Genomic DNA, 26,447 nt, shown 5'->3' on the forward strand with positions numbered 1-26,447 from the left:
CCCAAAAAGAAAAGCTAAATCCCGATAGATCTTCCATCTACAGCTAACATTGCTTCTCCAACGATCTCCGAAAGTGTAGGGTGAGCATGAATAGCCTCGCCAACCTCCCAAGGTGTTGCATCCAGCAGTTGAGCCAATGCAGCTTCCCCGATTAGATCCGTAACATGCGGACCTATCATCTGCACACCGAGAATATCTCCGCTGCTTCGGTCCGCTACAACTTTAACAAACCCGTCCTTCTGACCGTACACAATCGCCTTGCCAATGGCCGAGAAGGGGAATTTACCAGTTACTACATCATGCCCCAATGTTTTAGCTTCCTTCTCAGTGTGACCCACACTCGCAACTTCAGGACGTGTGTAGACACAACGCGGTACAAGATGTGTATGATAAGGGTGAAGTTTCTCACCAGCGAGATGGTTGACCGCCATAATGCCTTCATGACTGGCTGCATGAGCTAGTTGTAGTCCACCGATACAGTCACCAATCGCATAAATATGTGGCTCAGCCGTCTGCATACTAGCATTTACAGCAATAATTCCTTTATCAAAGCGAATATCTGTATTTTCCAGACCAATATTCTCTACATTCGCTACTCTACCTACGGATACAAGCAGCTTTTCTGCAGATAGACTTTGAGTTTGCTCTCCCTTGCGGGCATCAATCGAAATTCCATCGTCCGTTACCTTGCAGGTTGCAGCATCCACTGTAGTTTCAGTCAGTACTTTAACCCCACGTTTTTTCAGTAAACGTTGCAGTTCTTTAGCTACTTCTTCATCCTCTTGAGGGAGTAACTGACCAGCAGCTTCAACTACCGTAACCTGTACTCCGAAATCAACCAGCATAGAGGCCCATTCCACCCCTATTACTCCGCCTCCAACAATAATGATGGAAGAGGGTAACTCGTCGAGGGTCAGCGCTTCGTCACTGCTAAGAATAACTTTCCCGTCTGGTTCCAGACCAGGTAATACACGCGGACGAGATCCTGTAGCAATAATAAGATGGTTAGAGACCACTGTTTCCATTTCACCGTCTTCTAGTTCCACAGCAACAGCACCACTACGCGGGGAAAAAATAGAGGGACCCGTCACGCGCCCCTTGCCTTTAATAACTTGTATTTTATTTTTGCGCATCAAATATTGTACGCCCTGATGAAGTTGTTCAACTACCGCTTCCTTGCGCTTTTGTACTTTTGGGAATACAAGCTGTACACCGCTTGTCTCAATGCCATAGCTCTCGCTCTCATTGATTTCAGCATATACTTCTGCACTTCTGAGCAGCGATTTGCTAGGAATGCAGCCACGGTGCAGGCAGGTTCCTCCCAGTTTGTCCATTTCGATGACGACGACGGACTTTCCAAGCTGTGCAGCACGAATGGCTGCCACATATCCCCCGGTTCCTCCGCCAAGTATGGCCACGTCACATGAAATTGTCATGATATGTATCCTCCAGTCATTACACGTAAGTTCATTTTACATTGTATATTGTACTCTCTTTTTAGCGTATTACAAAACTTATAAACGTCATATCCAAATGGACTTTTTCTTACTAAAGCGTTATCATATGGTTGAATCTAATGGGCTAAGAGGGGTAGGAGACACTTATGAAACTATTAATTTCACGCTTCATTGCCATCCTTATTCTTGTGTTTCCTGGTTTAATCGCAATGAAGGGCTTCTTAATGATGAAGGACGATATTTTTGATTATATCTCTATGCATGGCGATGACTCCGTTGTTCCAGATTTCGCTTGGCTGCATTTCGGCGGTGGGTTTCTGCTCTTTGCAGCAGGTATGACTTTCCTTGGCGGCTGGATTCTGGCAAGAGACCGCAAACGTAATTATGTTGGCCCTCGGTTCAAGGAGAAACAAAAAGAGAAACAAGCTGCCGCGCAAGAAACGATCTCATAAGCAGCATAATCATCCCCTCATTGTACAATCGAAATCTATTGCACATTCTGCAATTAAACCATCCGACAACTCACTTCAATGTATAATGAATATCCACACATTACATAAAGGCGAGAGTTTTCATGGACGCGACCTACGCTTCCTTGAAAACTCCCGCCTTTTTATGCACAGCTTAAAGCCTAGCCTTATCAAGTATTTCTCTACGACCGCCTTGCACCAACTCGCTGTACAAGCCACCTTGCTTCAACAACTCCTCATGGGAGCCCTGCTGCAGCAATCTGCCCCCTTGAAGAACAAGAATTCGATCAGCTGCACGGATGGTACCCAGTCTATGGGCAATAACGAAGCTAGTCCGTCCCTTCATTAGCGCCTGAAGTCCTTCCTGAATCTTGATCTCGGTCACCGTATCGATACTGCTAGTGGCTTCATCAAGAACAAGCATCGAAGGATTGGCAAGAATGGCTCTTGCAATGGATAGCAATTGCTTCTGTCCTTGGCTTATACCGCTACCATCTGCAGAGAGCATTCGATCATAACCTTCCGGCATACGGATAATAAAAGAATGAGCGTTAGCCAGCTTGGCCGCCGCCTCGACCTCTTCATCTGAAGCATCCAGTCTACCGTAACGAATATTATCGCGGATGCTACCCTTGAATAAAAAGGAGTCCTGCAATACAAACGCCATATGACTCCTCAGGCTTTCACGCCGAATCGAAGTGACATCTAAGCCATCCAGCGTAATCTTACCCTGATTAGGATCATAGAAACGAGATAACAGCCCGATAAGTGTTGTTTTGCCGGCACCGGTAGGTCCTACTAAGGCAATCATCTCGCCAGGCTTCGCTTCAAAGCTAATATCATGCAGTGTGTTAGAACTTCCGTCATATGAAAAAGATACCTTTTCGAACTTCACTGCACCTTCAACTTTAACCAGCGAAGTGGCTGCACCTTCATCTTTAGCTTCCGTCTCTTCGTCCAGCACTTCAAACACTCTTTCCGCTCCCGCAACCGCTGACAGTAGTGTATTCCACTGATTCGCTAAGTCATTAAGAGGGCGAGTAAATTGACGCGTATATTCTACAAACACAATAATCACACCGACCGTAATCGCTCCGCGAATCGCTAACAAACCACCGACTCCAGCCACAATAGCGAAGCTCAAATTATTAAGTCCATTCATCAGCTTAGGAATGAAGCCAGAAATCGACTGTGCCCAGTATCCAGAGAGCATAATTCGCTCATTGCGTTCATGAAAACCAGCGATGACCCGTTCCTCTTGTGAAAAAGCTTTGATAATCCGTTGACCGGATAACGTCTCTTCTATATAACCGTTTAACTCACCCACATTGCGCTGACGTTCCTTAAAAAGCGGACCCGTACGCCGAGTAATCCAGCGCATGCCTAATAACATCAACGGCACAACCAGGAACGTGAGCAGCGTCAGTAGAGGACTGAGCCAGAGCATTACCCCCACCGTGCCGAGCAATGTCAAAACACTGGAAAAGATCTGAATAGCTGAGCTATTCAGCGTAGAACTGACGTTCTCAATATCGTTGGTGAGGCGACTCATAATTTCGCCCTGCTGTCTCCGATTAAAAAATGAGATGGGCAACCGATGAAGATGGGAAAACAACTCCGTGCGCATCCGAAATACGGTCTCCTGGGCAATTTCAATCATCCATATATTTTGCAGCCAAGAAGTTAATGAATAGAAGATATAAACACTAGCTAGACTGATCAGAAAAATCGTCCACGATCGTCCGCCAGTGCCTTCCAGATAATCATCCACAGCTTTACCAATCATATAAGGCCCGAGCAGTGCTAAAGCCGAGCTGAAGACTACCATTAACAGAACGAGAAAAAGCTTAGCTTTACGCTGGGCAAGGTAGCTCCAAATCCGCATGAGCGTGCCGCCCCAATCCTTCGCCTTTGCTTTTGGCTTCCCTCCAGCAGCTGAACCAAGGCTTCTTCCTGCTCCAAGCTCAATGACAGGTTTTGGGTGACGAAAGGGTTCAAGAATTGCTTCGAACATGCTGCTTCGCCTCCTCTACCTGTGATTCATAAATCTTGCGGTACAGCGCAGAGCTTGTCATAAGCTCCTCATGTGTTCCCTTACCGATTAAGCGTCCTTCATCCAACAGCAGAATCAAATCTGCAGATGCAGTAGAACTGATCTTCTGAGTAATCAGGAAGGTTGTACATGAAATCTCTTTCAGTGCCTCCAGCAAAAGTCCTTCTGTCACAGCATCAAGCGCACTCGTACTGTCATCGAGGATCAAAATAGCAGGTTTCCTCACAAGCGCCCGAGCAATGGTCAAGCGTTGCTTTTGTCCACCAGACAGATTTACCCCTCGCTGACCAAGCATTGTATCATAGCCATTGGGCAGATCCATCACTGTTGCGTGAATTTGTGCGGCAGCTGCTGCGTGTTCGATTTGTTCCTGTGTGGCATGTTCATTGCCCCAAGCGATATTATCGCGAATCGATCCGCTGAAGAGCTGCAGTTCTTGAGGAACGTAACCGATCGATCGCCGCAATCTTGAAATATCGATATCGGTGCTCTTTTGCCCATCAATGCGAATGGTACCTTCTGTCTCTTCATATAAACGTGGGATTAGACCGACAAGAGAAGACTTTCCTGATCCGGTGGCTCCCATAATCGCTACCCGCTCACCAGCAGCAACTTCAAAATTAATATCCTCTAGCACCGAAATATCACTCTCAGGATACTTGAAGCTGATGCCTTCAAATTGGACGTGACCCTGTATCGGTTCGCCCTTTGCAGCTCCGCCTTCCTTAACTCCAGCGCCAGCTGACATCACTTCTGTAATACGCTGTGAGGAGGCACGTGCTCGGGAAATTGTAACGACAAGTCCAGATATAGCTGACAACGCTCCTATGGTTCGTAAAGAGTAGTTAATAACTGCAACAGTTTCTCCTAAAGTAGCATCCCCATTTGCAATCTCAATCCGTCCAAACCATAGGATCGACATAATCGCTGCATTCACAATAAGCATAACAAATGGCATCGTTGTCTCCGTCAAACGTAGCGCAGATACCGTGGATTTCATCAAATTCCCGCTAAAGACCGTGAAACGTCCAATTTCATGTCCCATGCGCACGAACACACGGATTAAGCGAATTCCCGTTAAATTCTCCTGGATTACACCATTCACACCGTCTAGCCGATTTTGTACGTTGCGAAATAACAAAGAAGCTTTTCTCATGATGAAGTAAAGGAAGAGAAGCAACAAAGGTAGAGCTACAGTGAGAAATAACCCCAGCTTGACATGAACAACCAATGCCATAATCACACTGCCCACCACAACCAGTGGCACCCGTGTCATAAAGCGGAGGCTCATAAATATAGTGTCCTGCAGCTGCGATACATCGCCGGTCAGACGCGTGATCAGCGACGAGGTAGCAAACCGATTGAATACTTCATATGTAAACGATTGTACCTTTTCATATAACTTGTCCCTAAGATCAAACGCAAAGCTCTGACTCGCATGGGCAGCAAAAAAAGAACTTAATACCCCAGCTATAAACGCAACTACCGCGCTGCCGATCAATACACCGCCCCAGAGCCATACTACAGAGGAATTCTGTTCTTTAATGCCCTGGTCAATAATTTTGGAAATGAGTAAAGGCTGTGACAATTCCACCGCTAGTTCAATAAGCATCATCACTAGGGCAGCTATTGCAGCGACTTTATATTTTTTGAGAAAAGAGAAAATCAAACCCATTCGCATACCCTCTTTTTCTATTCGTACAGTGCATCCCTTAAACGAGTCGACATTGTGGAGGCCTGCCCAGTTTTCATTATTGCCCGCCGCAGCGCTTTATTGCTTCGATTCAATTCCACCAAATCTGCCATCATCTCTTCCAGCAAAGCCTCAGCCTCGATAGAAAGATTTCCATTCTGCTGAATCAGAGCTAACCGTTCCTTGTACTCATCTATTTTTTCAGTCACACATATTACTTCCTTTCCAATCACATGATTCCTTTTATCATACCACATTCAATTCTATCGCAATCTTTTCACTGGATACAGCTGACACGAATATGATACTCTAATGAGGTCGCATTTTTAAGATTAAATAATTGGCTTATACGAAAGGATAGATGGAAGTGGCACAATTGTTTTTCAAATACGGAGCAATGAACAGCGGTAAATCCATTGAGATACTCAAGGTTGCGCATAATTATGAAGAGCAAGGGAAATCGGTGCTCATTTTCACTCCATCCATAGACGATCGGGACGAAGTTGGTTTTATCTCCTCCCGTATTGGGCTGCGGAAACAGGCCATACCCGTCGACGAGAATACCGATATTTATAATATCGTCAGCAGTAACCAGCCCAAACCCCACTGTGTACTAATTGATGAATGTCAATTTCTAAGCAAGGACTGCATTTTACAGCTAGTACGGATTGTAGATGAACTAGGCATTCCCGTTATGGCGTTTGGACTTAAAAATGATTTCCAGAACCAGCTATTTGAAGGCAGCAAATACATGCTGATTTACGCTGATAAAATCGAGGAAATGAAGACCATTTGCTGGTTCTGCGAGCGCAAAGCAACGATGGCTCTAAGAGTAGAAAATGGTAAGCCTGTATACAGCGGCAAGCAAATCCAAATTGGCGGCAATGAAGCCTACTATCCAGTATGCCGTAAATGTCACAAGAATCCTCCACTATAAAATACAGCCACAAAGTGAGGCTTTGCTTCGATGCTTACTCAGATACATTGCGGGGGAGCCCAAAATATATACCTTTAGCTAAAAAAGCATTCCGAAGCCGCAATGGCCTCAGGAATGCTTTTTTAAAAATAAAACTCGATTAAACCAGATATCTTTCTTTAAGAATATTCAAATGATGATGATCATGCCCAATCATTACGCACGCCACTGCTCTCGCGGAGATGGTTGCATTGTTAACCGTTCCCTTACGAGTCCATGCATCTTCCGGCAAAGTGTCCAAAAGAGCTTGCGTTGACTCTCGGACAAGCTTGTAATGAGCCAGTAGTTTTTCTAGAGTGTGTGCTTCAAAATTTGCGGTAGGCACATAGTCCTTTTCATCAAAGCCCGCCAGCGGGGTCTTATCTCCTCTTGCAACGCGCAACAAACGATAAGACATAATTCTTCCAGTATCCGCTAGATGGCCAACCATTTGCTTAATACTCCATTTATCGGGAGCGTAACGATGCTCTCCTTGTTCTTCCGTAAGGTTCGAAATAAAGCTACAAATCTCATCCGTCTGCGCTCTAAAAACAGTACAAATGTCCCCTTCAACTGGCACTAAATCGACATACTTTGATAATTCTTCAAGATACTCACTGCTTTCTGGACGTCGATCCATGTCTAAACCCCTCTCATTTTGAATTTTTTTGAAAAAATAGGAGGAAAATTATACTGTAGTTGTTGTATTTTAGTCCATTTTATACGATACTTGCAATAATAGGGTTAGTTAAACTAGAAGTCATCGGGAGTGTCGGCATGATAGATTTTATGCTTTTTATGATATTTTCAATACTAGAGACCTATGCAATGTTCTTTCTGGCTTTCAAAATTTTCAAAATTGACTTATATCATAAAGAGATGTTGTTTGCTAGTTTTATTATGGGCTTTTTTTCTTATACCCTTAGAATCAACTATGGGATAGCTTCATTAGATACTTTCTCACAATATGCACTAATGTTTTGTTTTATGTGGATGTTATTCCGGATTCATCCCTTCTACGCTTCCATATTAACCGGAATGGCTTATCAAGCTTACTCGGTGATTCAAACCATAATTATGTATCTATTAGACTCTGTAATCAACATGCCTCTAAATACTTCGGAACCGATTACAAAAAACATAATGACAATGCAGATATTATCAGCATTAGCCGCGGTTCTCATTGGTATGTATGTGGGTCATAAACGTATTGGATTTGACTTTGTACCTGACAAACCCGATGTAAGAATTAAACCAACGACTAGCGAAAAATTATTATTTGCTCTTAATCTTCCTACAGTAATTGTCGTTACTTTACTCACCTACTTTTTTGAATCTTTTTTCTCTTTCTTCATCCCAATTTTTTATGGAGTACTATTATGGGGATATCTATATTTCTCGCACAAAAAGGATAGAAATAACTATGAGTCATTTAACTTTTAAAATTGTTGAGCTCATTAAGAAAAGTAATCCAGAGCAAACGCATTCCATTGAAATCATGCATTATGCCCTTAGCATTATTTTAAATACTTTATTCATTATTATAACTTCGTTATGCATCGGCGGGCTCACTGGACAGCTAAAGGAAACATTCTTAGCCTTATCAAGCTGCATGCTCCTAAGAATGTCTTCTGGTGGAGTGCATTTAAAATCCGCAAGGTCCTGCAATATTGTATCTATCTTTATCTGTTCACTGATCCCTCATATCACTTATCTAATACATAACCATATCCTTTGGATTAATCTTTTTTCTTTGCTTGTAATGATCTTATGTGCTCCAAATCCTGATGCTAATGCGCAAATCCCCAAGGAATGGTATTTGGGTTTAAAGATCATTTCCATAATTCTGGTTTCTTTGAATTTTTGGATCCATTCGTCTGTCATTGGATTGGCATTTTTAGTTCAATCCTTTACAGTTATAATTCCATTACAAAGGAGGCCAATCAAATGAAGAAAAATTTAGCTCGTTATGCTTCTAACCTATTAGGTATTTCTGCTGTTGTTTTTGCAACAATTCTGAAACCACTTGCTAACAGCCCTGAGATTCCAAAAGAACTGCGCAAGTAATCAAACAAGGATGGGGAAAAGATGCGTGTCTTACAGAAAGACGGTTCCTCTAGTGATATTCTAGAGGAAGATATATTGTATTTCTCCAATTATAAGAATACAATATTCGTCCATACGAAAGAAGGCGAATTTATTCTCCCCACCACGCTTTCCGATCTTTCCGTAGCGTATGAGGGTAAGGGATTCGAACGCCTTGACCGCAGCAACGTCGTTAATATCAACAACATAGAAGGCTATGATCCCGGACGCAAGATTGTATGCTTTAATCAAGGTAAGCAGTTCACTACCGTTTCGGAATCCAATGAACCTCGCCTAAAGAAGTACTTATCTACTCATAAGAAAGATTCTGATTAAAACAATCCCGACATGTACTATACATGTCGGGATTGTTTATGTTTATTAAAATTCAAAGTAAACCAATCTATTATCACACAAAATAGCTATTATGCCATAATTCCCCTAAGATGTAAAGAAAAATTCATAGGATGAATGACAGGAGACGGATTGTATTCCAAATGATACCATATATATAAATGTGTAATAAAAACAAATATATGATGGAGGAACCAAATGAATTACTATTTTCATCCCTCACCACGCCCCTCATCTCTTGAATCAATATCTGATGAAGAATTACTTAACATCTATAAATTAGCGCTTGAGGCACAAGCTTTACCAGATTTCATAGAGATTGTTAGAGAGATCTTAGACAGTAGAGATCTCATACAAACTGAAAAATCATAACATCCCCATACACAAATTAATTCGAAAATTATGACATAATTATATAACTTCCTATGGCTTCACTGCGAGTGTTCTCTAGATTGTCTTCATGTTAACATCATCAACATAAAGAAGGTAGAGCCTCCTGAAGGCCCTACCTTCTTTATGTTCAGTAAGGACTACTCCCTGAAATAGAGTAATCTTCTACTCCGTAATTTCCGTTTTAAATACATTTTCCAATTTTCCGCCAAGTCTTTTCTTCAAAGGAACTTTAATATCTCTACCCAGCTCTTTGAAAAATGTTTCTACATCGCATTTCACATTTTGTGCAGTCGCAATTACAGCGCCATCACCAACAATATTTTGATTCTCTTCAAGAGGAACATCAACTTCGATATCATACTTTTTGGATAATGTCTTGATGTATCGTGCGAAGATCTCCAGCAATTCCTCGTTATTAAAATTCTCTATAGCGACTTTTCCCTTGCTGGTAAACTTCATGTTAATTTTCATTATTAATATCCCCTTTTCTGTCAAACCATTTTTAGTTGTTAGTTTATGGATCAAGATGAATAGATGGCTGCAAGAAAGGGCAACATTATTCATTTTTGAGATCATTTATGAAACACACATTATTTATAAGCACCCTTTATCTGTTGTACTTTAAACTGCGTAAATTCTTTGAGCGCTTGTATGACCTGATCCTGTTCTTCTTCCTTCAGCTCATAAACGCACTCCCGTAACCACTCGCCAAATAGAAAGGCTTGACGCCCTTTCCGAGGGCTCTTTCTTAAGGAGTCGAGGCAACCCTCAAACTTATCGTTCAGGACGTCGGTAAGATTGTATTTCTCAATCTTCTCTATTACCATTCCTGCCCCATATTCCGTTTCATAAACTATGACTTCATTAGAATCAAAGGAAACGTAAGATGTTTCTTTACCTTCCTTTGCCCTGAATTCCTTAAGCTTGTTAAATGCCGTCTCATAAATGTAGTCCTGAGACTGTTTAAGCTGTGGCAGCTCATAACCATGCTTTAAGGTCTTGATATATTCAATATCTGGCATATAGTCTGCCAAATGATACATCCGATTCTTCAGATCTGTTCCAAGTGCTTCGATGATCTTGTCCAGATTGTCTTTTAGCGGAATGCTCTCTCCACGCTCGATCTTGCTAAGCTGTGAGTAACTTATGCCGCTCTTTTCTTCCAGTCCTCTTAAGGTTAACCCTCTCGTCTTTCTGATGTGCCGAATGAAATTACCCAGCTCATCGGGATAGTTCTCAAAATCATTCATGGGAGTCACCTCCCTACTATCATAACACAACATAACAATTTGTGTTGGCTTATAACAATTAATACTAGTAATTACTTGCCTCTGAAGGGTGATTCTCAGCACCAAAAACCCAATATAATACTAGATTCCCAAAATATCGGAGAAGATTTGATACTCATCTGCCAGGCTCTGGATTGTAATCGTTGGTTGGGAATTACAGCGTATCGGACCGAGGAGATCTTATTAAGCTGATTTATGCCATTTCACTCAGCTATCGGACTCAGATGCAACTGTTCATTTAAATATACTACGGTTCGGTGCAAAAGTATGACAATAAGAGTTATAATGTCCGAAAACTTGGAAAAAGAGACCAAAAAGTTGAAATAGCTTGCAATACAGTCCATAACGATCCCAAACCATCTACTGTATGCAAACCATTGTGTGCTTCCAGCTAATCCAATTTGTAAAAAAACAGCCAGTCCCAACAACCTGGAACTGGCCATAATCGTTACTCCAAAACACTCAACAGATTGAGGATCATCTGTGCACTTTCGGCACGTGTGCCGTTTTGCTTCGGAGCAAATTGCGCTACAGCACGTCCCTGCATCAATCCAAGTCTGTACACCTCGCTGATAGCCTCTTGAGCCCATTGTGTTGCAGTGCCAATATCATTAAATGCTGAAACGTTAAGACTAGCTACAGATACGCTGTTATTGGCGTATGCATATGCACGAGCCAGCATCGCTGCCATCTCTTGACGAGAGATCCTGGCATCCGGTTCAAACAGTAAAGCGGTCTGACCGTTAACAATTCCAGCTTGTTTTGCTAACCCTACTGCTTCTGCATACCATTTATCAGCAGGTACATCAGTGAAACCAGCTTCTGCTTGACCTTTTAAGCCAAGCGCACGGACTAACATCGCTGTAAACTCCGCACGTGTAACCGCACGGTTTGGATCAAAACGATCCACAGCTACCCCCTGTACAAGCTGTTTTGCCGCAAGCTGCTTCACAGCAAGGTAAGCCCAGTGATCCGGCTTCAGATCATTGAATGTTTTGTCATATTCTAATACAACATATTTACTAAAATGACTGACAGCAGCAGATAGATAACCATTCATCCATGTACTGCTCATATACTCCAGCTTACCGGCATCATCCATAAAATAAATACCAAGTAAGCTTTGCTCTACAGTCGCACCGACCTTATATGAAATCGTGATCGGCTCTGCAAACTGTCTTAATGAGAAGGACTGGCCATTTTTTGTGAGGATGATGAGCGACCAATCTCGCAGATCACTTTTCGCTCTCAATTGTGCTCCAGCTAGTGTACCTGCACGATCTAACAGATCCACGGCTGTGTTACTAGCTAAAGTGTTCAACCGTAGTGAAATCGTACTCTTGGCAAGAGCCTCAGCTGAGATTAGCTTACTTAGTTCAGCCAGTACTGTAGCAGGAAGCGTAACGGATAAATCCTGCATAACCACTCTAAGCGGTGCGCGTCCAAGCAGCTCTGCAGCATTGCCTGGTAAAAGCAACTCCGTAACCGATCCGTCAACAGAAACCACAACTTCACCTTGAGCATTCTTGTTCTCTGACAGTTGAGAGGCTGTTATAGTTACTACACCTGTTTGTGCAGATGTCGACGGAGTTGGTGTCGGTGTAGCAGTTGGCGTTGGTGTCACAGCAGGTCCCGGCACCCAGCCTCCTGGTGTTGGTGTTGGCTCTGGGCTTGGTGTCGGAGTCGTACCTGGCGTGCTCTCAGTCACTGTCAAAATATATTCAGTGCTGAACCCCTTATAAACAGCGCTGACTTTTGTTATACCAGCACTCAATGCGTGAAGCTCCCCATCCTCACTAATCATTGCAATGGAATGATCCGATGTATCATACCTTACGCCCTCGACCAATTCTTGCTTGCTTCCGTCACTATATACCGCTTGAACAACAACGGAGCCTTTATTTCCTTGTTCCAGCGAATCCGGCCCTTTTATCGTTATTTCTGTAAGAATAGGAGCCTCATCATTTGTTACGACGAGACTATACTCCGAGGCGAACTCCCTGTAGGTTACTGAGATCACAGTAGAGCCTTCCTGATGAGCCTGGACCAAGCCCTGTTCATTGATTGTAGCAATATGCTCATTCGAGCTGGAATAATGAAGTCCATCCAATATTGGGATTCGTTTACCGGATGCATAGACAGCTTCGGTGACTGTCTGGTTGACCTCTGCTGGTTTAAGTTGTCCTTTGCCCTGAAGCTTAATGGCTTGCAGCGCATCTACAGTTATCTTACTTTCCGCAAAAACATTCGGGTAACCTGCCACTGTGACTCTCACCTTAGCTGTCCCTGGTTTTAGAGCTGTAACCAAGCCATTTCCATCTACGGTAACTACTGATTCTGTCGTGTCAGGAACGATGGACCAAAGTTTTGTCAGATGATTAGCCTCATCCGGCACTACCTTAGCTTGCAATTGCAGACTAGCACCAGGCTCAAGCTCAACAGCTGTTTGATCTAGCGTAATGGATTTTGGAACAAAATTTCCGATCACTAAACGGTCAATTTCTACACCGTCTACCGTTCTTGCCGTAACCGTAATCTCGTTCTTCCCAATTTCAACAGCCGTATAGATTTGCTCATCTTCGTCATATATTTTTTCCTGCCAAAAACGTGGCGTCAGCGCATAGAACTTAGGACCGGAGGAACCGCCGATAACATATCGTGTGCCTTCGCCTTCTGCTACCTGCTTACCATCCTTCATTGGAAAAGTTCGCAAGTAAATATGATCATGGCCGTTCATCACTAGATCCACATTATGCTTATCAAACACCGGCACCCACTTTGCTTGCACCTGTTCATTCGAATAGATGCTGCCATAGGGCCCTTGATGGAAAAAAATCACCTTCCACTTTTTATCTGTAGCTGATAGATCCTGATCCAGCCACTCTGCCTGTTCAGTGAATGGAGCACCTGAATGCTCTGTATTCATAACCACAAAATGTGTATCCTGAATGTCAAAAGAATAATTCGTACCTTTTACGCTCGCCGCACCGTTTTGCGGGTTATTGAATTGCGCCAGGTAATCCCCATCGCCATTGGTTCCCATCACTTCATGGTTTCCAATAACCGGAACAAGCGTGGTATTCATCAGCTGCTTTTGGGCTGCATCAAACCACCAGTTCCACTGCTCTTGTTCAAAGCCTTTATCCACCATATCTCCAGCGTGAACCAACATTTCAGCATCCGGCATATAGGCAAAAGCAGCCTCTATCGTATTGCCCCAAAGACCAAATCCCGCTTTAGAATCTGCTTGAGAATCTCCGATAAACAGGAATTTTGTAGAAGCGCTCTCCCCTCCGCTTGTAACGAAGGTTCCTTGCTCACTTACATTTGACTCCCCATCCCCCACACGATATACATATTCGGTTCCAGGGATAAGCCCTACTGCCTCCGCTTTATGAACTCGCATCGTTCCATCATTGTTGGTGTTGTAAATTGAACTGTTGCCGGTAATTTTTGTTACATTCAGGGCTTGAAAGCTTGTGAACTCTGCTTTTTTCACAAGTTCTACTACAGTATTCATGGTTAGCGGTTCTGTCTGCCAAGTAAACTGGCGAGAAGTCGCTGCATCCTGGCCCATCGTAACATTAACATTACGCGGGGCAGCAGTACCGTCATATGGAGCAACCTTGAACGTCATTACAGGACTATAGGTATTTCCTTTTACCGCCTGCAATTTAAAAGTTCCTTCTGCTGAAGTGACAAGGCCAGTAGTAAGTGTCCCACTTCCCCCTGAAGTTGCGCCTTGTACCTCCAATCCATCGAAAAGTAGTTTCGCACCTTCAACAACACTTCCATTCAGATCTTTTACCGCAAAAGACGCATCAAAGCCCTTCGCAAGATCATAATGGTTCCAAGTGAGCATCAACTGTGTCTTTACAATAGATTCAACAGCCGCTCCAATAAAAGAAATAGGAACCCCGGTACCTTCTGTCGAAGTTACAGATCCGGATGTATTTTCAATTACAAAAGGTTTGCTTGTATCCCCAGCGAGCTGCTCCTGAGTAAAGGGACCCACATAATCATTTCGAACCGTATATTGAATTTGTCCGATGAGATCCGTATCTCGTAGATTGGAGGAATTGATATTCGTTAGGTTAAGACGCACAGTGCCCAAAGCTGGATCAATAATTGACTCCATTTGCGTTTCTAATACCTTATCCCCACGAATTACCTGCAAATCTTTAACTGCAGCCGGATTAAAAGCAAACGTAATATTTCCTTCCTTCAGCTTGCCCGCTTTCTCAGCCGTTACATCCAAAGTGTAAGTGTTCCCGGCATAAACGGCTTCTGGTGTTTTGTACACATAGAACGGAGAGCCCAAATTCACTGTAAAATACCATTCTTTTATCGTCTGGTTACCGCTCAAATCGCGAATGGCAACTTTTACTTTATGACGGCCTTCTGTAAGCGGAACCTTTGGTTTATAAGTGATCTGACCTTTTGGAGGATAAAAGCCATGCTCCACTAATTGATCGTCCACATACACACGTGTTTTGTCCGGATCGATTAAGGTCGTTCCCGGATGCACCACAGGATCATAACCATCATCCTCACCGTTGACGGAAAGGGTCGGTGTAGCTGTTTTGACAATTTCGTTCACGCCAGGATAGGCATCTTCAAGCACAGGAGGTGTTCTATCCTCCTCTATCGGACCATAAATTGCACGAATATCATCAACGTAAATAGCTCCCGCACTCTTGTTAAGATTGCTTGTCTCCATATAGCGGACAGGCATATCCATCGTTAACGGGGTGGTTTTTCCCTTAGGCACGGATACTTCGACGTATTTCCACCCCGTCCAGTTCACTCCATTCACCTGATCTGTAAAATCCACAGGCACTGCCGCATTATTGCCATCACGAATCTGTCCCCGCAGCCAGTGCTTTTTGCCATCTCCGTAGATCCACATACTGATCTTCTCAGGATACCCCGGAATCTGAATCCGATTGGCGGTTGAGCTTGCGGTTAAATAAGCACCGGATGTGCCTGTTTTATTAACAAAATCATATTCCAGCTTCAAGGCTTTATCCCCGTTGCGGACAAAATCCTGATCCGTCACTTCCTGAATCGCTACACTGTTAGCTGCTGCACTGGAGGCTATATATTTATCAATGCCATTCTCAAAATCCTCCAGCATTACAGGCGGCAACCCCACATTTACTTCAAAAGAGGTCTGGGCGTCCCCGTACTTAGCATAAATCTTCCCGTTCTTCCCATTTTCACTCGTCGCTTGAAACAAACCCTTCTCGTCCACACTTCCGATCTCGCCCTCAACCCGCCATTCAAAACTATGGTTGTCAGCTCGAATTACCTGTCCATTACGTAGCGCCTTCACAGTTAATTGCGCAGCAGCACCTGAAGAATAAGTTTTGATCTCATCAGGAAACCTAAGGTCTGTGAGCTTATCCACGACTTCGATTTCCCCACTGCCTTTGACTGTCCCAGCCTCTACAATTACCGTTCCTGTGCCGGCAGTGGTTCCTGCGGTGAAGACTCCGTTCACATCGACAGTACCAAGGTCAGCGTCCACCTGCCAATTCAGTGTACCCGAATAAGGTGCCGGATGGCCGTTCTCGTCCACTCCTGCTGCTTTGAACATAAAGCTGGAGCCTTGCAAAATACGTACCGCATTCGGCTGCACAACCAGCTTAGAAGCTGTAGATTGCTCTGGGGCTGTGTTGACGACCAGCAAACCGTTGCCGGTTTTACGTTCATAGCCATCAGAGCCCTGATTCATCATTTTGACACCAGATGCACCCGGCATTCTGGCCACAAAAGTAGAAGAGCCGCCACCATCCAGATTCATGGCGTTCACTACGCCCATATCCTTCAGAATGTTGCCAAGCTCATCGGTATCTACGCCCTCACTAAAACCCGGCGATCTTCCATCCACTTCGAATAAAACAAGACTTCCGTCCGCTTTTGTCCCAATGGCTGTACGCGGATGAATTCCTAAAGGTCCAACACCTTGTTGAACTACTCCGTCTTTTACCAGCGGCCCTTCGCCGCCAATGGCTACCTTCACATCATTCCATTCTCCGCTAAGCGCAAAGGTCGCAGTAACGTTATCGCCAACCGATAACCCCTGCAGAACAGCACGAGACGATCCGTTAGCAGACAAAACTACTTTTCCTTTGGTAAGCGGCGTATTGCCTTGATTGTTGCGAATCTCAGATACCTTCAGCTTCAAGGTCTGACCGCTCTTCACTTCTCCCTCGACAATATCTAGAACAACCTCGTCACCCTCATTGGTCGACTTTGTAGTTGTATTATAATCTTCCGTATAAAGAACCAGCTCATTCGTATTTCGATAACGGTTGATGCTGGTTAGATTAGTTGTTTTTCCATTAATCGTTACGTTCTTGGTCAGCTTCGGCATCCCATAAATCGAGCTGCCATCTTCTTTTAAACCGAAAGTAAAAGCTGAAATCGAACTGTTCAGGATTACACCATCATCCATAAATAATCCATTTGGAACACCCGTGGCAAAACCGGAGATTTCATAAAAATCACCGTTAATCCCTGCGATCACCCGGTTTCCAGGCGAATCCGCATAAGCGGCCATTTCTGTAACACCCTTCATACCGTATACCTTTCCATCCTTCGTACCTGCCCGCAGTTCTAAATGGCCTTGCCCTGGGTTGAACTCCACTGCATGTATCTTTTGTAAACCACGTTCATTCTGAAGATCCATCCAGGTGTACATCGCCCCAGGTGCAAGCTCTGTTTTCCGTATATCAATAACGGTTCCGTAGTTTGTTGCTGGTAGATCAGAAATGGAAGCGTGAACAAATACTCCCGGCTGCAACAACGAAATCAACAAAACAAAAATAACTGCCACATTAATTTGCCTTAGATACCTTCTCACTGTGTTGACATCCTCCCCACTTGGCTGTCCTTATTACGATCTGAAATGGACAACATCATAGGGTTCATATTAACTAGGAAGCGTAAAGGTTAGATAAAATCTACCAAGGCATACTGTTAACTTCTTCTAATCCCCTCCTCAAATTCATGTTTCAACCTGTTGATAAATCTTCTGACCGTTTTCGATCCTTGTTTAGAAGCTGAAACAATGGACCCCGGAGTATTACGATCTGGTGATCGTAGCTCGATCGTCTTCATGATCTTCTGAGAACCCTCAAATGTTTTTAGAAAAGAATAATCCATCCCAATCGTGATCGCGAGTCCTGACGCAACTGCATTATCAATGGCACGGGTGTTATTGCTTGTAAAAAGAATATTCATCGGCCCAACTTTTAGTAAATAACGCTCCACAAAGTCCTGTATGTAATGATCATCGTATAAAACCAACGTCTGGCCTACTAACTGTTCTGGCGTAATTATTGTATTTAGAGCTAGTGGTGATTGAGGATGTACGCCTACAACAATCTTACCTTCCATTAATTCCTCGAATACGACCCCTTTATGTTTCTCTGATAAGCCCTCTGGCGAGACCATCAGTCCGATATCCATTTCATCCTGAAGCACATTATCCAGAATTTCTTTAGGCCCCTTTTCAAAAATCTCTATTTTCACATTTGGAAAATCCGCTTTAAAACCAGATATGACCTTCACGATTAGATGCATGGGTCCCGGAATCGTAGCAATCTTCAAATGACCACTAAGCGCATCGCTGTAGATCTGTGCTTCAGCTTTTAATTCATTTACTTTCATCAAGACTTCATTTGCTTTGCCGATAATAGCCTGTCCCTCTGCTGTGGGAACTGCTCGTTGGCCTCGCGAACGAATGAACAAAGTAACTCCAAGCTCCGCTTCCAGCAGTGTTATGGACTGGCTTATGGCAGACAGGGTGATATGACGATTCTGAGCAGCTTTGGTTAGTGAACCAATCTTTGCGACTTCTACGATATTCTCGCATTGCTCTAAATTCATTTGAATCACTCCCTAAGTTAATATTTACTTAACACCTATTAAATTTACTTAAATTTTAATTAATTTAGACAAGTGCTACAATGTAAATAAGTTAGTAAATAACCTTTTCGCCTTATGAGCCTATATTTCTAGTATAACTATATTTCTCGAGGAGGAGTCCCAAATGACAGACAAAAGAGTAGCCGTAATTACGGGTGGAGCCAGTGGAATCGGGAAACAAACCGCAATTAAATTTGCTAGTAAAGGTGATCAAGTGGTCGTTGCCGATTTCAATCAACAATTAGGTGAAGAAACGGTCGCACAGATTATCAAGGATGGTGGCGAAGCTATTTTCGTCAAAACGGATGTTTCAAAATACGAAGAGGTAGAAGCACTGGTTGAGAAAACTGTTGCCACATATGGCAGAATTGACGTTATGTTCAACAATGCCGGGATCGGCCGCGTCACTCCTGTACTAGACCAAGACCTTAAGGATTATCATAGTGTTATTAATGTCAATCAGCATGGTGTTGCCCACGGTATTATCGCAGCAGGTAAAAAAATGCGTGAGCTCGGCATCAAGGGGGTCATCATTAATACAGCTTCTGTATTTGGATTCCTAGCTTCCCCAGGTACATTTGCATATCACGCTTCCAAAGGTGCGGTCATTATGATGACAAAATCAGCAGCACTTGAAATGTCCGTTCATGGCATCCGCGTGCTTGCCGTTGCTCCAGGCGCTGTAGATACGCCAATTATCCAAGGATATAAAGATCAAGGAATGGTCGACCAGATGAAGAGCAAAGTAATGGGTAACAAATTAACATTGCCTGAACAAGTTGCAGACACTGTATACTTGCTCTCCTTACCAGAAGCTAGTGCAATTAACGGTAGTGTTGTAATGGCTGATGAAGGTTATGCTTCATTTAAATAAATAATTATAAATCAAAAAATCCAAGGCTTCCCGAGCGGGTAGTCCTTGGATTTTTTTGTATTACTCCCATGATCTCTGTTCATTGATTTCCAGCTTACGTTTAAATGCCTGCTCTAGATCAATATCCAGTTTATTGGCTAGATCAAAAATATTCCACACCACGTCGTACAACTCAAATCCCAAGTTTTCTTTCTTCTCTGCACCGGGGTCGAAGGATACGGATAGCACCTCTTTGGACAATTCCCCTACTTCAGTCATTAAGTACAGCATTCTCTGCTCAATGGAGCTCGTGTCAAAACCTTTGGTTTCACTGAACTTCTTCACATACTGTTGAAACTCAGATGTATTCATTTCGTTACGCCTCGCTTTTAGGGTATAAAGTTATGTAGTTTATAAAAACGATGTCATGCGATTAGCCTAGCTCATTCCTTTATTATCATCCATTTGTTCGAAGAAAACAAACTCTCCCGTCATTACAAAACAACGATTCTTCAGATCATAGAAGAATCGCTAAGAGAATTTATTTACTTGTTGCTGTTTCAGCCACTATCTACGCCTATGTCGGACATTTCACTGCGCGTTAATCCGCAAGTGCACGGCCAATTTCATCATCGAACGTGCCACACCAGTAATGGCGAGACTCTTCATCATTATTCATTTATTATTCGCCGAGCTGCTCCTTGAGCTGCACAATTTCTGTTTCCATGAAATCCACACGTTTATTCAACTCCGCGATATAGTTTCTTCGAGCCTCTTGGTCTGCTGCGCTTGTTCGGTCGGCCGCAGTAGTTTCCGCCAGTTGGATGGCTTCTTTGAGAACTTGAACGCTTGATTCTGCCCCTGCTAATCTTTCCCGGAGTTTAGCCGCTGCAATACTTGCTTTTAGCGCTGCCTTCTCAGTCTCCTTACTCTCCAATATTATCGTCTTTCCTTCAACCGTCAACCCTGCTCCGGTCGCTTCGGACATCGTGCGCACAGGTACGTAGGCCGAGTTATTTACTACAATCGCATCTGCAATCTTCTTTCCGTCTTGTTTTATCGTATACATTCCGGAAACTTTAGCGCCAATTAAAGACGAGCTCGCTGCGAATCCTATTGAACCACCAAGTAACAACGCCGCTGCTACAATCCCTACTATTTTCTTCTTCATATCTACGAACCTCCTGAGTTTATTATTCTTCCAATTATAACCAATGAATTCGTAACATGAAAGATATACTAAGAGACTCTGCCACAGCCAACTCAACTACTGACCATATGTAATCTAGCTATAAGAAGCCATCTGAGTAAGCTTGATCCTATTGTTCTAAGTTGTGTTTTTCGATTTCACGAACAACTTTATTTCGAAATGATTGATGTTAGTTGTAAACAATGTTACTCTATCAACGGTAAACTCAAAATCTTATGCTCCTCAATACCTCTATTAGTAGTCACTATTTTAGTTATAAAGAAAGGTAACACTATGATAAAAGTTGATAACTTATCCTTCGCATTCCCGCAAAAAGAGCTATATAAAAACATTTCATTTACGCTTGAAGAGGCACAACATTGCGCTTTTATAGGAACAAGTGGCAGTGGTAAAAGTACACTGATCGATATACTGATGGATCCAGAAAAATATTTGTTCGAAGGCAAGTTAGAAATTGACCCAACCTGCAAAATTGGATATGTAAGTCAGTTCTCACAAGTAGACAGAACTAAAGAAATAACCGTTTTTGAATATATAGGAGAAGAATTTATTAAGATACAAAATGAAATAACAGCTATTCTCACTGAAATGGAAACATCATCAGATATTGATTCATTACTCGAAAAGTATCAATTAGCTCTAGATGCCTTTGATTCAATGGATGGAAATGATTTTGAAAGCAATATTAATAAGAAACTAAATTTAGCCAACCTCTTGAAGCTAAAAGATGCTAGGGTATCCGATCTAAGTGGTGGGGAATTCAAGCTTATTCAAGTAATGAAGGAAATGCTGACTAGTCCAGACTTAATGATTATGGATGAGCCCGATGTATTTTTAGATTTTGAAAACCTAAATGCACTTAAAAATCTTATTAATGCTCACAAAGGAATATTGCTAGTTGTTACGCATAACCGTTATCTATTGAATCATTGTTTTAACAAAATTATACACCTTGAAAACATGGAGATCCAAGAGTTCGATGGGCGATATATTGAGTATAACTTCTCATTACTTCAGACGAAAATTGAGTTACAAGAAATCACAGTCGCTGAACAAGAAGAAATTGAGAGATACGATAACATTATTGATAATCTTAGAGCGATCGCAACCTATAATTCAGAAGCATCTAGAGGGAGAGCGTTAAAAGCTAGGGTTAAGTTTCAAGAAAGATTGGAAGCGCGAAAAATTAAAGCGCCATTCGTTGATATTAAGCAACCGAAAATCAGTTTTGGTGTGGACAATGAAATTGAAGAAGACATCACTGTTTTAAATGTGAATAATTATAGTGTTTCCTTTGATGAGTTGATTTTAGAAAATGTTAACTTTGAGATGAAACCTACAGATAAAGTAGCCCTTATCGGTCCAAACGGTACCGGGAAAACGACTTTACTCCGAGATATCTTTAAAAATAATCATGATTCAATTGAAATAAATGCTGATATTAAAGTGGCTTATCTTTCTCAGCTTCAAGACGAAGTGCTAAAGGATTCTAATACCATACTAGAAGACTTCATCGATGCTGGGTTTGCAACTTATGACGAGATTAGAGCACATCTTTCAAACTATGGCTTTGAAGGAGAAATTCTTAATCAAAAGATAGAATCTTTATCTGGTGGCGAAAAAAATATACTGCAATTGGCAAAAGTTTCTGCTAGCAAAGCAAACTTGTTGCTTCTTGATGAACCGACAAGTCATTTAGACACCTATACACAAATCGCACTGGAGAAAGCCATTGAAGACTATAAAGGTGCGATTCTCATGATTTCTCATGATTTCTATTCTGTAGTAAATGGTATGGATTATGTATTAATCATTGACGAGAAGACGATTAGAAAAATGAGTATGCGAAAATTCAGAAAGATGATTTATGCCAGTCATTTTGATAAAGATTATTTAGAAAATGAACAAAATAAAAAAGCAGTTGAAATGAAAATAGAATTAGCTTTAAAAGACAATAATTTTGAACTTGCAAAAGGTATGGTTGACGAGCTAGGAGAGCTGATTAAGCTGCTTTAAACTACAACCCTCTGGTGGAAAAATGTCTATAAAAAAGACACTGATGAATAAGATCTCAGTGTCTTTTTACTGCATTGATTTGTTGATAGCTCTTGCCGCAACATACTGCCTAATATAATAACAAAACCCAATAAACCAAAAAGGTTTATCGGGTGAGATGGAAAAAGTTTATCGGTTTTTATATATTAGCTGTAAGTCACTACCAGCAACCTACAATCCCTTACCACGCACTGCCCCTAACCCTTTCAACTAACCTTATGCTCAATCCGCAGCTTGTCTGCTGCCATGGCAATAAATTCCGAGTTAGTAGGCTTAGATTTGGAGATATTAATGGTGTAGCCCTTATGGGGTAAGGGATTTCACATCTTGGTTATGTTAATAGTTCATAGACTTTATTGGCATACGGTTAGACATTAGTACGCAAAATTGTTTACATATTTTATTATGTCGTAAGCATCTAGAGTTAACAATGACATTACATTGTGACTATACTACGTAGCCAGATATAAATAAAAAAATAGGTGCAATGCATTTTCGCATCACACCTATAAATTAGCTGATATACAGCTTTTTATTAACATTGTCCCAGCTTACCTTATGACCTAGTGCTTTCAATACACTAATTTGGAACATAGTTCTCATTATCTTTAATAAATCCGTTATGTACACTATTATCTTTAGTTAGAACGTCCTTAACTGCTTCCACATTATCATCCTCTTTTTGAACTGATTTATCTGGTTTCGGACTAATAAGAGCATAGGCAAACACTATTTGTGTTTGAGTTGGCTGCTTACCATTACGATAATCTGCTGTAGACAGTCCAAACGTCAATTGAAAATGTGGATAATCTTTAAACGAAGTCCAATCTCCGCCCCATTCGAAACCCAACTTTTTTGCCTCATCAGTACCGCTTTATCAGTTCTTCCTCAAAGTATTCAATAGACTTAGATTCTTCCTCGCTAGCATAGTGAATAACTAACTTAAATTCATTTTATAGTTCCTTTTGCTCATCTGATTTTTACCGATCTTTTTATCATGTGCTTCAGGAGTGGCGTAATGAATAACAAGTTTATATTCGTTCTTGTTGGTTTTTTTAGTCATATGAAACGTTCTCCCTCGTAATTGCATATAACAATTATAGCCAGGAGATTAAACTCTAAACTGTGGTGATTACTGAGAACTAATCAATAAAGTATATGAAATAGACACATATATTAAAGCCCCTGAGATAATCCTCAAGGGCTTTAAAATTACTCTTTAGTTTTAGATTTGGCTTCCATTAATACCACTTACGAATTTGAAATACCATCTAATTCCATCAGTAAAATATCGAACTAAAATATCTTAAACTCAAGAATAACCCCAGCAGATAAATATCCAAAATATGGCCATCATTGTGTTTTTCAATAATTACAAGTTTGTGATCTTGAACTTTTCCAAGTTGGAGGCACTGGAATTCTCCAGTGGCTTTAATTTCAACTCCTACTTTTATTCTCTTTCAAATAAATTGACTCCCCTTCAAGCTTAATTAGAATTTCTTTTTCGTAATTTTCATATTGCTACTAACATAAGTTTGTTTCTTTTTAACTTCTTTTTTGTCGGCAAAAATCAATGCCAACAAAAATATGCCAAAGGCAACTATGGTTGAATAATTTGAGAGGATATCGATTTTCGGATTGGGCGCAGGTTTCTGCAATTCAATAACTAAAAGAGCTGGTACGAATATTGCAAAAACTCCAGTCACAATAAAAAGTAGAAAGAAGATCACTTTATAAGATACTCTGACAGCATTTTTAAATGTATCCCAAATATATGCAAATAAAGAAAACACAAAAGAACAAATACTAATAAACGAAGCAACTTCCTTGGGCACAGGAATTTCAAACATGGAGACGCATACTCCATAGATAATTAAAAATATCGCTAATGTAAAGAGGAATCTTTGGGAAAATGATAATTTTGGTTTCATATGACCAAACACCAACTATCAATCTTTTTTATAAGATTATACTAACAAGTAATTTCTTTTGAAATGACTATTAATACAATTAGTACAAATGCTATCAAATAAACATTTAATAATAAAAGACATCAAATTATCTTATACTCCAAATATCATCAATCTTTAAAGAACAAATATTAAATATTAAAAATAACAATTGAGTTATTTATATAAATATAGTTATTTTTGTAAACATTTGCTATATTTTAGTATTTCATGTTACAATCAAAACACTCCATATTATTCCAAATATACCACAAAGGAGATTATGTTATGAAGAAATGTTTAATGTCTTTATTCTCTTGTTTACTATTGTTCAGTTTATTCTCAGCTACTGTGGGTGCTACAGCAGTGAACACTCAATATCTTGAAGAAATACAAAGTATTCAAGATAATCTTATCAAGAATTTGGAACAGGCTGATGTTGACAATACGAAAGAAGCAAATCAAGCAATCAATTCATTTTTTCAAAATAATCCTGTGAATGAATCCTTAATAACGGATTACTTTGTTAATACAAACCAAAAAACTGTTCTTCCAGAAACTGAAGCTGATAGCGACATGGATCTCAAAAGTTATTTAAGAACTAACATTGAGAATGGAAATTTCAAAGAACATATTATCTCAGATAATGTTAAAATTACATTAACTGATTCCCCATTCTTTATTGTCGAGACAGTAACTGATGATGAACAAGTCATTGATAGTGCTTTATTATCGAGCGATATGGCTAAATTAGCAGCAAGTCAAGCAACACCAACAAAAACATATACTCTCGATGTTAAAAGTATACTGGGAAACACAATTTTTTCAATTAGTGTACAAGGGTACTTTACCTATAATGGTACAGCAGTTAATCCTCATCTAGTCGATGCTTGGTATAACAAAGGCACTTTGTCAATTTGGCAGGTTGACGATTGGGAAGAAGGAGTTACCTATGAAATGACTGGAAAAGTGAGGATTTTCGGAAAGGGTAAATTTCATTTCGGACTTGAAATCGCTGGTTATGGACTAACTGTTCAGGATAAATTTTATAATGTATTCCAAGAAGGCGATAAAAGTGGAGGAGTACTTTGGGATAAAACTGTCAACTAAAAAACAATAGAGGAGAAAAAATGATTAATTTTCTAAAATCAAAGTCTTTCCTTGTATCGACAGTACTATTCAGTTTAATATTTATTATTAATATTGCAGTAACTGATTCATCAACTGAAGAAATTGCTCTCGCTGTACTTAAATCATTATTGGCTGGAGTAATTTGTGGATTCGTATTTGGCGGAATTCTCTACTTAATACAGAAAAGAAATAAAAGAATTAATTAATATTAATGGAATTCTATGGAGTAGTTAATTTTATGGAAAAAATCAGGCCTATACAGTAAATTCTGTAACGCGCCTGATTTTTTATGTATGTTTAATGCTCTCTCAAGTTTAATTATCTTTAGCTTTTTCAACTTAACCATGTTTATATATATCTTAGTAAAACAAAAAATTTATTAACTTTCCAGATATCTTCTAAAGTCAATTTTTAACCAAATATGTATCTTATTAATCCGATCCTCAGTATAGCTTTTGTTGCTTTCATTGTACCAGTCCTCAAAACAGAATTTCCATTTTTGGCTGTTGCAACTATAACAAGCTGGTACACAGTTGGATAAATCGTTTGCTCCATCGTCGTTCAC

Annotated in this window: 22 protein-coding genes and 2 pseudogenes; 9 read left to right on the forward strand and 15 right to left on the reverse strand. The window is 41.0% G+C overall.

Annotated elements, in window-relative coordinates; translation table 11 throughout:
- Positions 1-14: 14 nt before the first annotated feature.
- On the reverse strand, positions 15-1,436 hold the full coding sequence (lpdA, locus tag MKY19_RS21630; protein ID WP_339797587.1) for a dihydrolipoyl dehydrogenase: 1,422 nt from the start codon (positions 1,434-1,436) through the stop codon (positions 15-17).
- Positions 1,437-1,603: 167 nt separating this feature from the next.
- Between lpdA and MKY19_RS21635 the strand changes: the two genes are divergently transcribed.
- Positions 1,604-1,909, forward strand: a complete 306-nt coding sequence (locus MKY19_RS21635) for a DUF2627 domain-containing protein (protein ID WP_339797590.1) — start codon at positions 1,604-1,606, stop codon at positions 1,907-1,909.
- Between the two features lie 172 nt (positions 1,910-2,081).
- On the opposite strand, the gene MKY19_RS21640 is transcribed toward MKY19_RS21635, so the two are convergent.
- From MKY19_RS21640 to MKY19_RS21650, 3 genes are read right to left on the reverse strand one after another with little or no spacing between them, the layout of a single operon-like run.
- Positions 2,082-3,941, reverse strand: coding sequence for an ABC transporter ATP-binding protein (locus tag MKY19_RS21640; protein ID WP_339797593.1), 1,860 nt, complete (start codon positions 3,939-3,941; stop codon positions 2,082-2,084).
- Positions 3,922-5,655: an ABC transporter ATP-binding protein gene (locus MKY19_RS21645; RefSeq protein WP_339797596.1), complete on the reverse strand. Its 1,734-nt coding sequence runs from the start codon at positions 5,653-5,655 to the stop codon at positions 3,922-3,924. Before MKY19_RS21645 ends, MKY19_RS21640 begins: the two co-directional genes overlap by 20 nt.
- Positions 5,656-5,672: 17 nt before the next feature.
- Positions 5,673-5,882, reverse strand: coding sequence for a hypothetical protein (locus MKY19_RS21650; RefSeq protein WP_042129770.1), 210 nt, complete (start codon positions 5,880-5,882; stop codon positions 5,673-5,675).
- Between the two features lie 158 nt (positions 5,883-6,040).
- Here MKY19_RS21650 and MKY19_RS21655 point away from each other — a divergent pair, with 158 nt between their 5' ends.
- Entirely contained in the window at positions 6,041-6,610 is a 570-nt protein-coding gene (locus MKY19_RS21655; protein WP_042129772.1) for a thymidine kinase, read from the forward strand.
- Between the two features lie 139 nt (positions 6,611-6,749).
- On the opposite strand, the gene MKY19_RS21660 is transcribed toward MKY19_RS21655, so the two are convergent.
- The gene (locus tag MKY19_RS21660; RefSeq protein WP_076204837.1) at positions 6,750-7,268 is read right to left on the reverse strand and encodes a DinB family protein; all 519 of its coding nucleotides are present in this window, start codon (positions 7,266-7,268) and stop codon (positions 6,750-6,752) included.
- A gap of 137 nt (positions 7,269-7,405) precedes the next feature.
- Here MKY19_RS21660 and MKY19_RS21665 point away from each other — a divergent pair, with 137 nt between their 5' ends.
- The 4 genes from MKY19_RS21665 (at position 7,406) to sda (ending at position 9,439) form a co-directional block, all read left to right on the forward strand.
- A complete protein-coding gene (locus tag MKY19_RS21665; RefSeq protein WP_143764067.1) occupies positions 7,406-8,071 on the forward strand; it encodes a hypothetical protein in 666 nt (221 codons plus the stop codon).
- Positions 8,072-8,575: 504 nt separating this feature from the next.
- Positions 8,576-8,695 carry a cyclic lactone autoinducer peptide gene (locus MKY19_RS21670; RefSeq protein WP_143764066.1) on the forward strand — a complete coding sequence of 40 codons (120 nt, stop codon included), beginning with the start codon at positions 8,576-8,578 and terminating at the stop codon, positions 8,693-8,695.
- Between the two features lie 21 nt (positions 8,696-8,716).
- Positions 8,717-9,049 (forward strand): LytTR family DNA-binding domain-containing protein, encoded by a 333-nt coding sequence (locus tag MKY19_RS21675; RefSeq protein WP_042190411.1) that lies wholly within the window; start codon positions 8,717-8,719, stop codon positions 9,047-9,049.
- A 216-nt stretch (positions 9,050-9,265) separates the two neighbouring features.
- A complete protein-coding gene (gene sda / locus MKY19_RS21680; protein WP_081382883.1) occupies positions 9,266-9,439 on the forward strand; it encodes a sporulation histidine kinase inhibitor Sda in 174 nt (57 codons plus the stop codon).
- Positions 9,440-9,622: 183 nt separating this feature from the next.
- Here sda and MKY19_RS21685 read toward each other — a convergent pair whose 3' ends face one another.
- The 4 genes from MKY19_RS21685 to MKY19_RS21700 all read right to left on the reverse strand — a co-directional run bounded on the left by MKY19_RS21685 (position 9,623) and on the right by MKY19_RS21700 (position 18,645).
- Positions 9,623-9,931 carry a hypothetical protein gene (locus MKY19_RS21685; RefSeq protein ID WP_042190413.1) on the reverse strand — a complete coding sequence of 103 codons (309 nt, stop codon included), beginning with the start codon at positions 9,929-9,931 and terminating at the stop codon, positions 9,623-9,625.
- Positions 9,932-10,050: 119 nt separating this feature from the next.
- Positions 10,051-10,710, reverse strand: coding sequence for a helix-turn-helix transcriptional regulator (locus MKY19_RS21690; RefSeq protein ID WP_042190416.1), 660 nt, complete (start codon positions 10,708-10,710; stop codon positions 10,051-10,053).
- A gap of 487 nt (positions 10,711-11,197) precedes the next feature.
- On the reverse strand, positions 11,198-17,617 hold the full coding sequence (locus tag MKY19_RS21695) for a phosphodiester glycosidase family protein (RefSeq protein ID WP_339797605.1): 6,420 nt from the start codon (positions 17,615-17,617) through the stop codon (positions 11,198-11,200).
- 116 nt (positions 17,618-17,733) lie between these two features.
- Positions 17,734-18,645, reverse strand: coding sequence for a LysR family transcriptional regulator (locus MKY19_RS21700; protein ID WP_339266282.1), 912 nt, complete (start codon positions 18,643-18,645; stop codon positions 17,734-17,736).
- Positions 18,646-18,808: 163 nt separating this feature from the next.
- Between MKY19_RS21700 and MKY19_RS21705 the strand changes: the two genes are divergently transcribed.
- Positions 18,809-19,558 (forward strand): SDR family oxidoreductase, encoded by a 750-nt coding sequence (locus MKY19_RS21705; protein ID WP_042190424.1) that lies wholly within the window; start codon positions 18,809-18,811, stop codon positions 19,556-19,558.
- A gap of 60 nt (positions 19,559-19,618) precedes the next feature.
- On the opposite strand, the gene MKY19_RS21710 is transcribed toward MKY19_RS21705, so the two are convergent.
- Positions 19,619-19,909, reverse strand: a complete 291-nt coding sequence (locus MKY19_RS21710) for a MazG nucleotide pyrophosphohydrolase domain-containing protein (RefSeq protein WP_339797609.1) — start codon at positions 19,907-19,909, stop codon at positions 19,619-19,621.
- 310 nt (positions 19,910-20,219) lie between these two features.
- On the reverse strand, positions 20,220-20,708 hold the full coding sequence (locus tag MKY19_RS21715; RefSeq protein WP_339266286.1) for a hypothetical protein: 489 nt from the start codon (positions 20,706-20,708) through the stop codon (positions 20,220-20,222).
- A 312-nt stretch (positions 20,709-21,020) separates the two neighbouring features.
- On the opposite strand from MKY19_RS21715, the gene MKY19_RS21720 reads away from it, so the two are divergent.
- Complete coding sequence (locus tag MKY19_RS21720; protein ID WP_339797613.1) at positions 21,021-22,763, forward strand: ATP-binding cassette domain-containing protein; 1,743 nt, start codon at positions 21,021-21,023, stop codon at positions 22,761-22,763.
- Positions 22,764-23,008: 245 nt separating this feature from the next.
- Here MKY19_RS21720 and MKY19_RS21725 read toward each other — a convergent pair.
- From MKY19_RS21725 to MKY19_RS21740, 4 genes and pseudogenes are all read right to left on the reverse strand, one after another.
- Positions 23,009-23,104 (reverse strand): annotated as a pseudogene (locus tag MKY19_RS21725) (sporulation transcription factor Spo0A); the annotation flags it as partial.
- A gap of 428 nt (positions 23,105-23,532) precedes the next feature.
- A pseudogene (locus MKY19_RS21730) lies at positions 23,533-23,667 on the reverse strand (M15 family metallopeptidase); the annotation flags it as partial.
- A gap of 72 nt (positions 23,668-23,739) precedes the next feature.
- Complete coding sequence (locus MKY19_RS21735) at positions 23,740-23,865, reverse strand: hypothetical protein (protein ID WP_339797616.1); 126 nt, start codon at positions 23,863-23,865, stop codon at positions 23,740-23,742.
- Between the two features lie 427 nt (positions 23,866-24,292).
- On the reverse strand, positions 24,293-24,733 hold the full coding sequence (locus MKY19_RS21740) for a hypothetical protein (protein ID WP_339797618.1): 441 nt from the start codon (positions 24,731-24,733) through the stop codon (positions 24,293-24,295).
- A 306-nt stretch (positions 24,734-25,039) separates the two neighbouring features.
- Here MKY19_RS21740 and MKY19_RS21745 point away from each other — a divergent pair, with 306 nt between their 5' ends.
- Positions 25,040-25,861, forward strand: coding sequence for a hypothetical protein (locus tag MKY19_RS21745; protein ID WP_076284492.1), 822 nt, complete (start codon positions 25,040-25,042; stop codon positions 25,859-25,861).
- Positions 25,862-26,447 lie beyond the last annotated feature (586 nt).

Origin of the sequence: Paenibacillus sp. FSL R5-0744 (genome assembly GCF_037972555.1) — a bacterium.
Taxonomy (GTDB): domain Bacteria; phylum Bacillota; class Bacilli; order Paenibacillales; family Paenibacillaceae; genus Paenibacillus_AQ.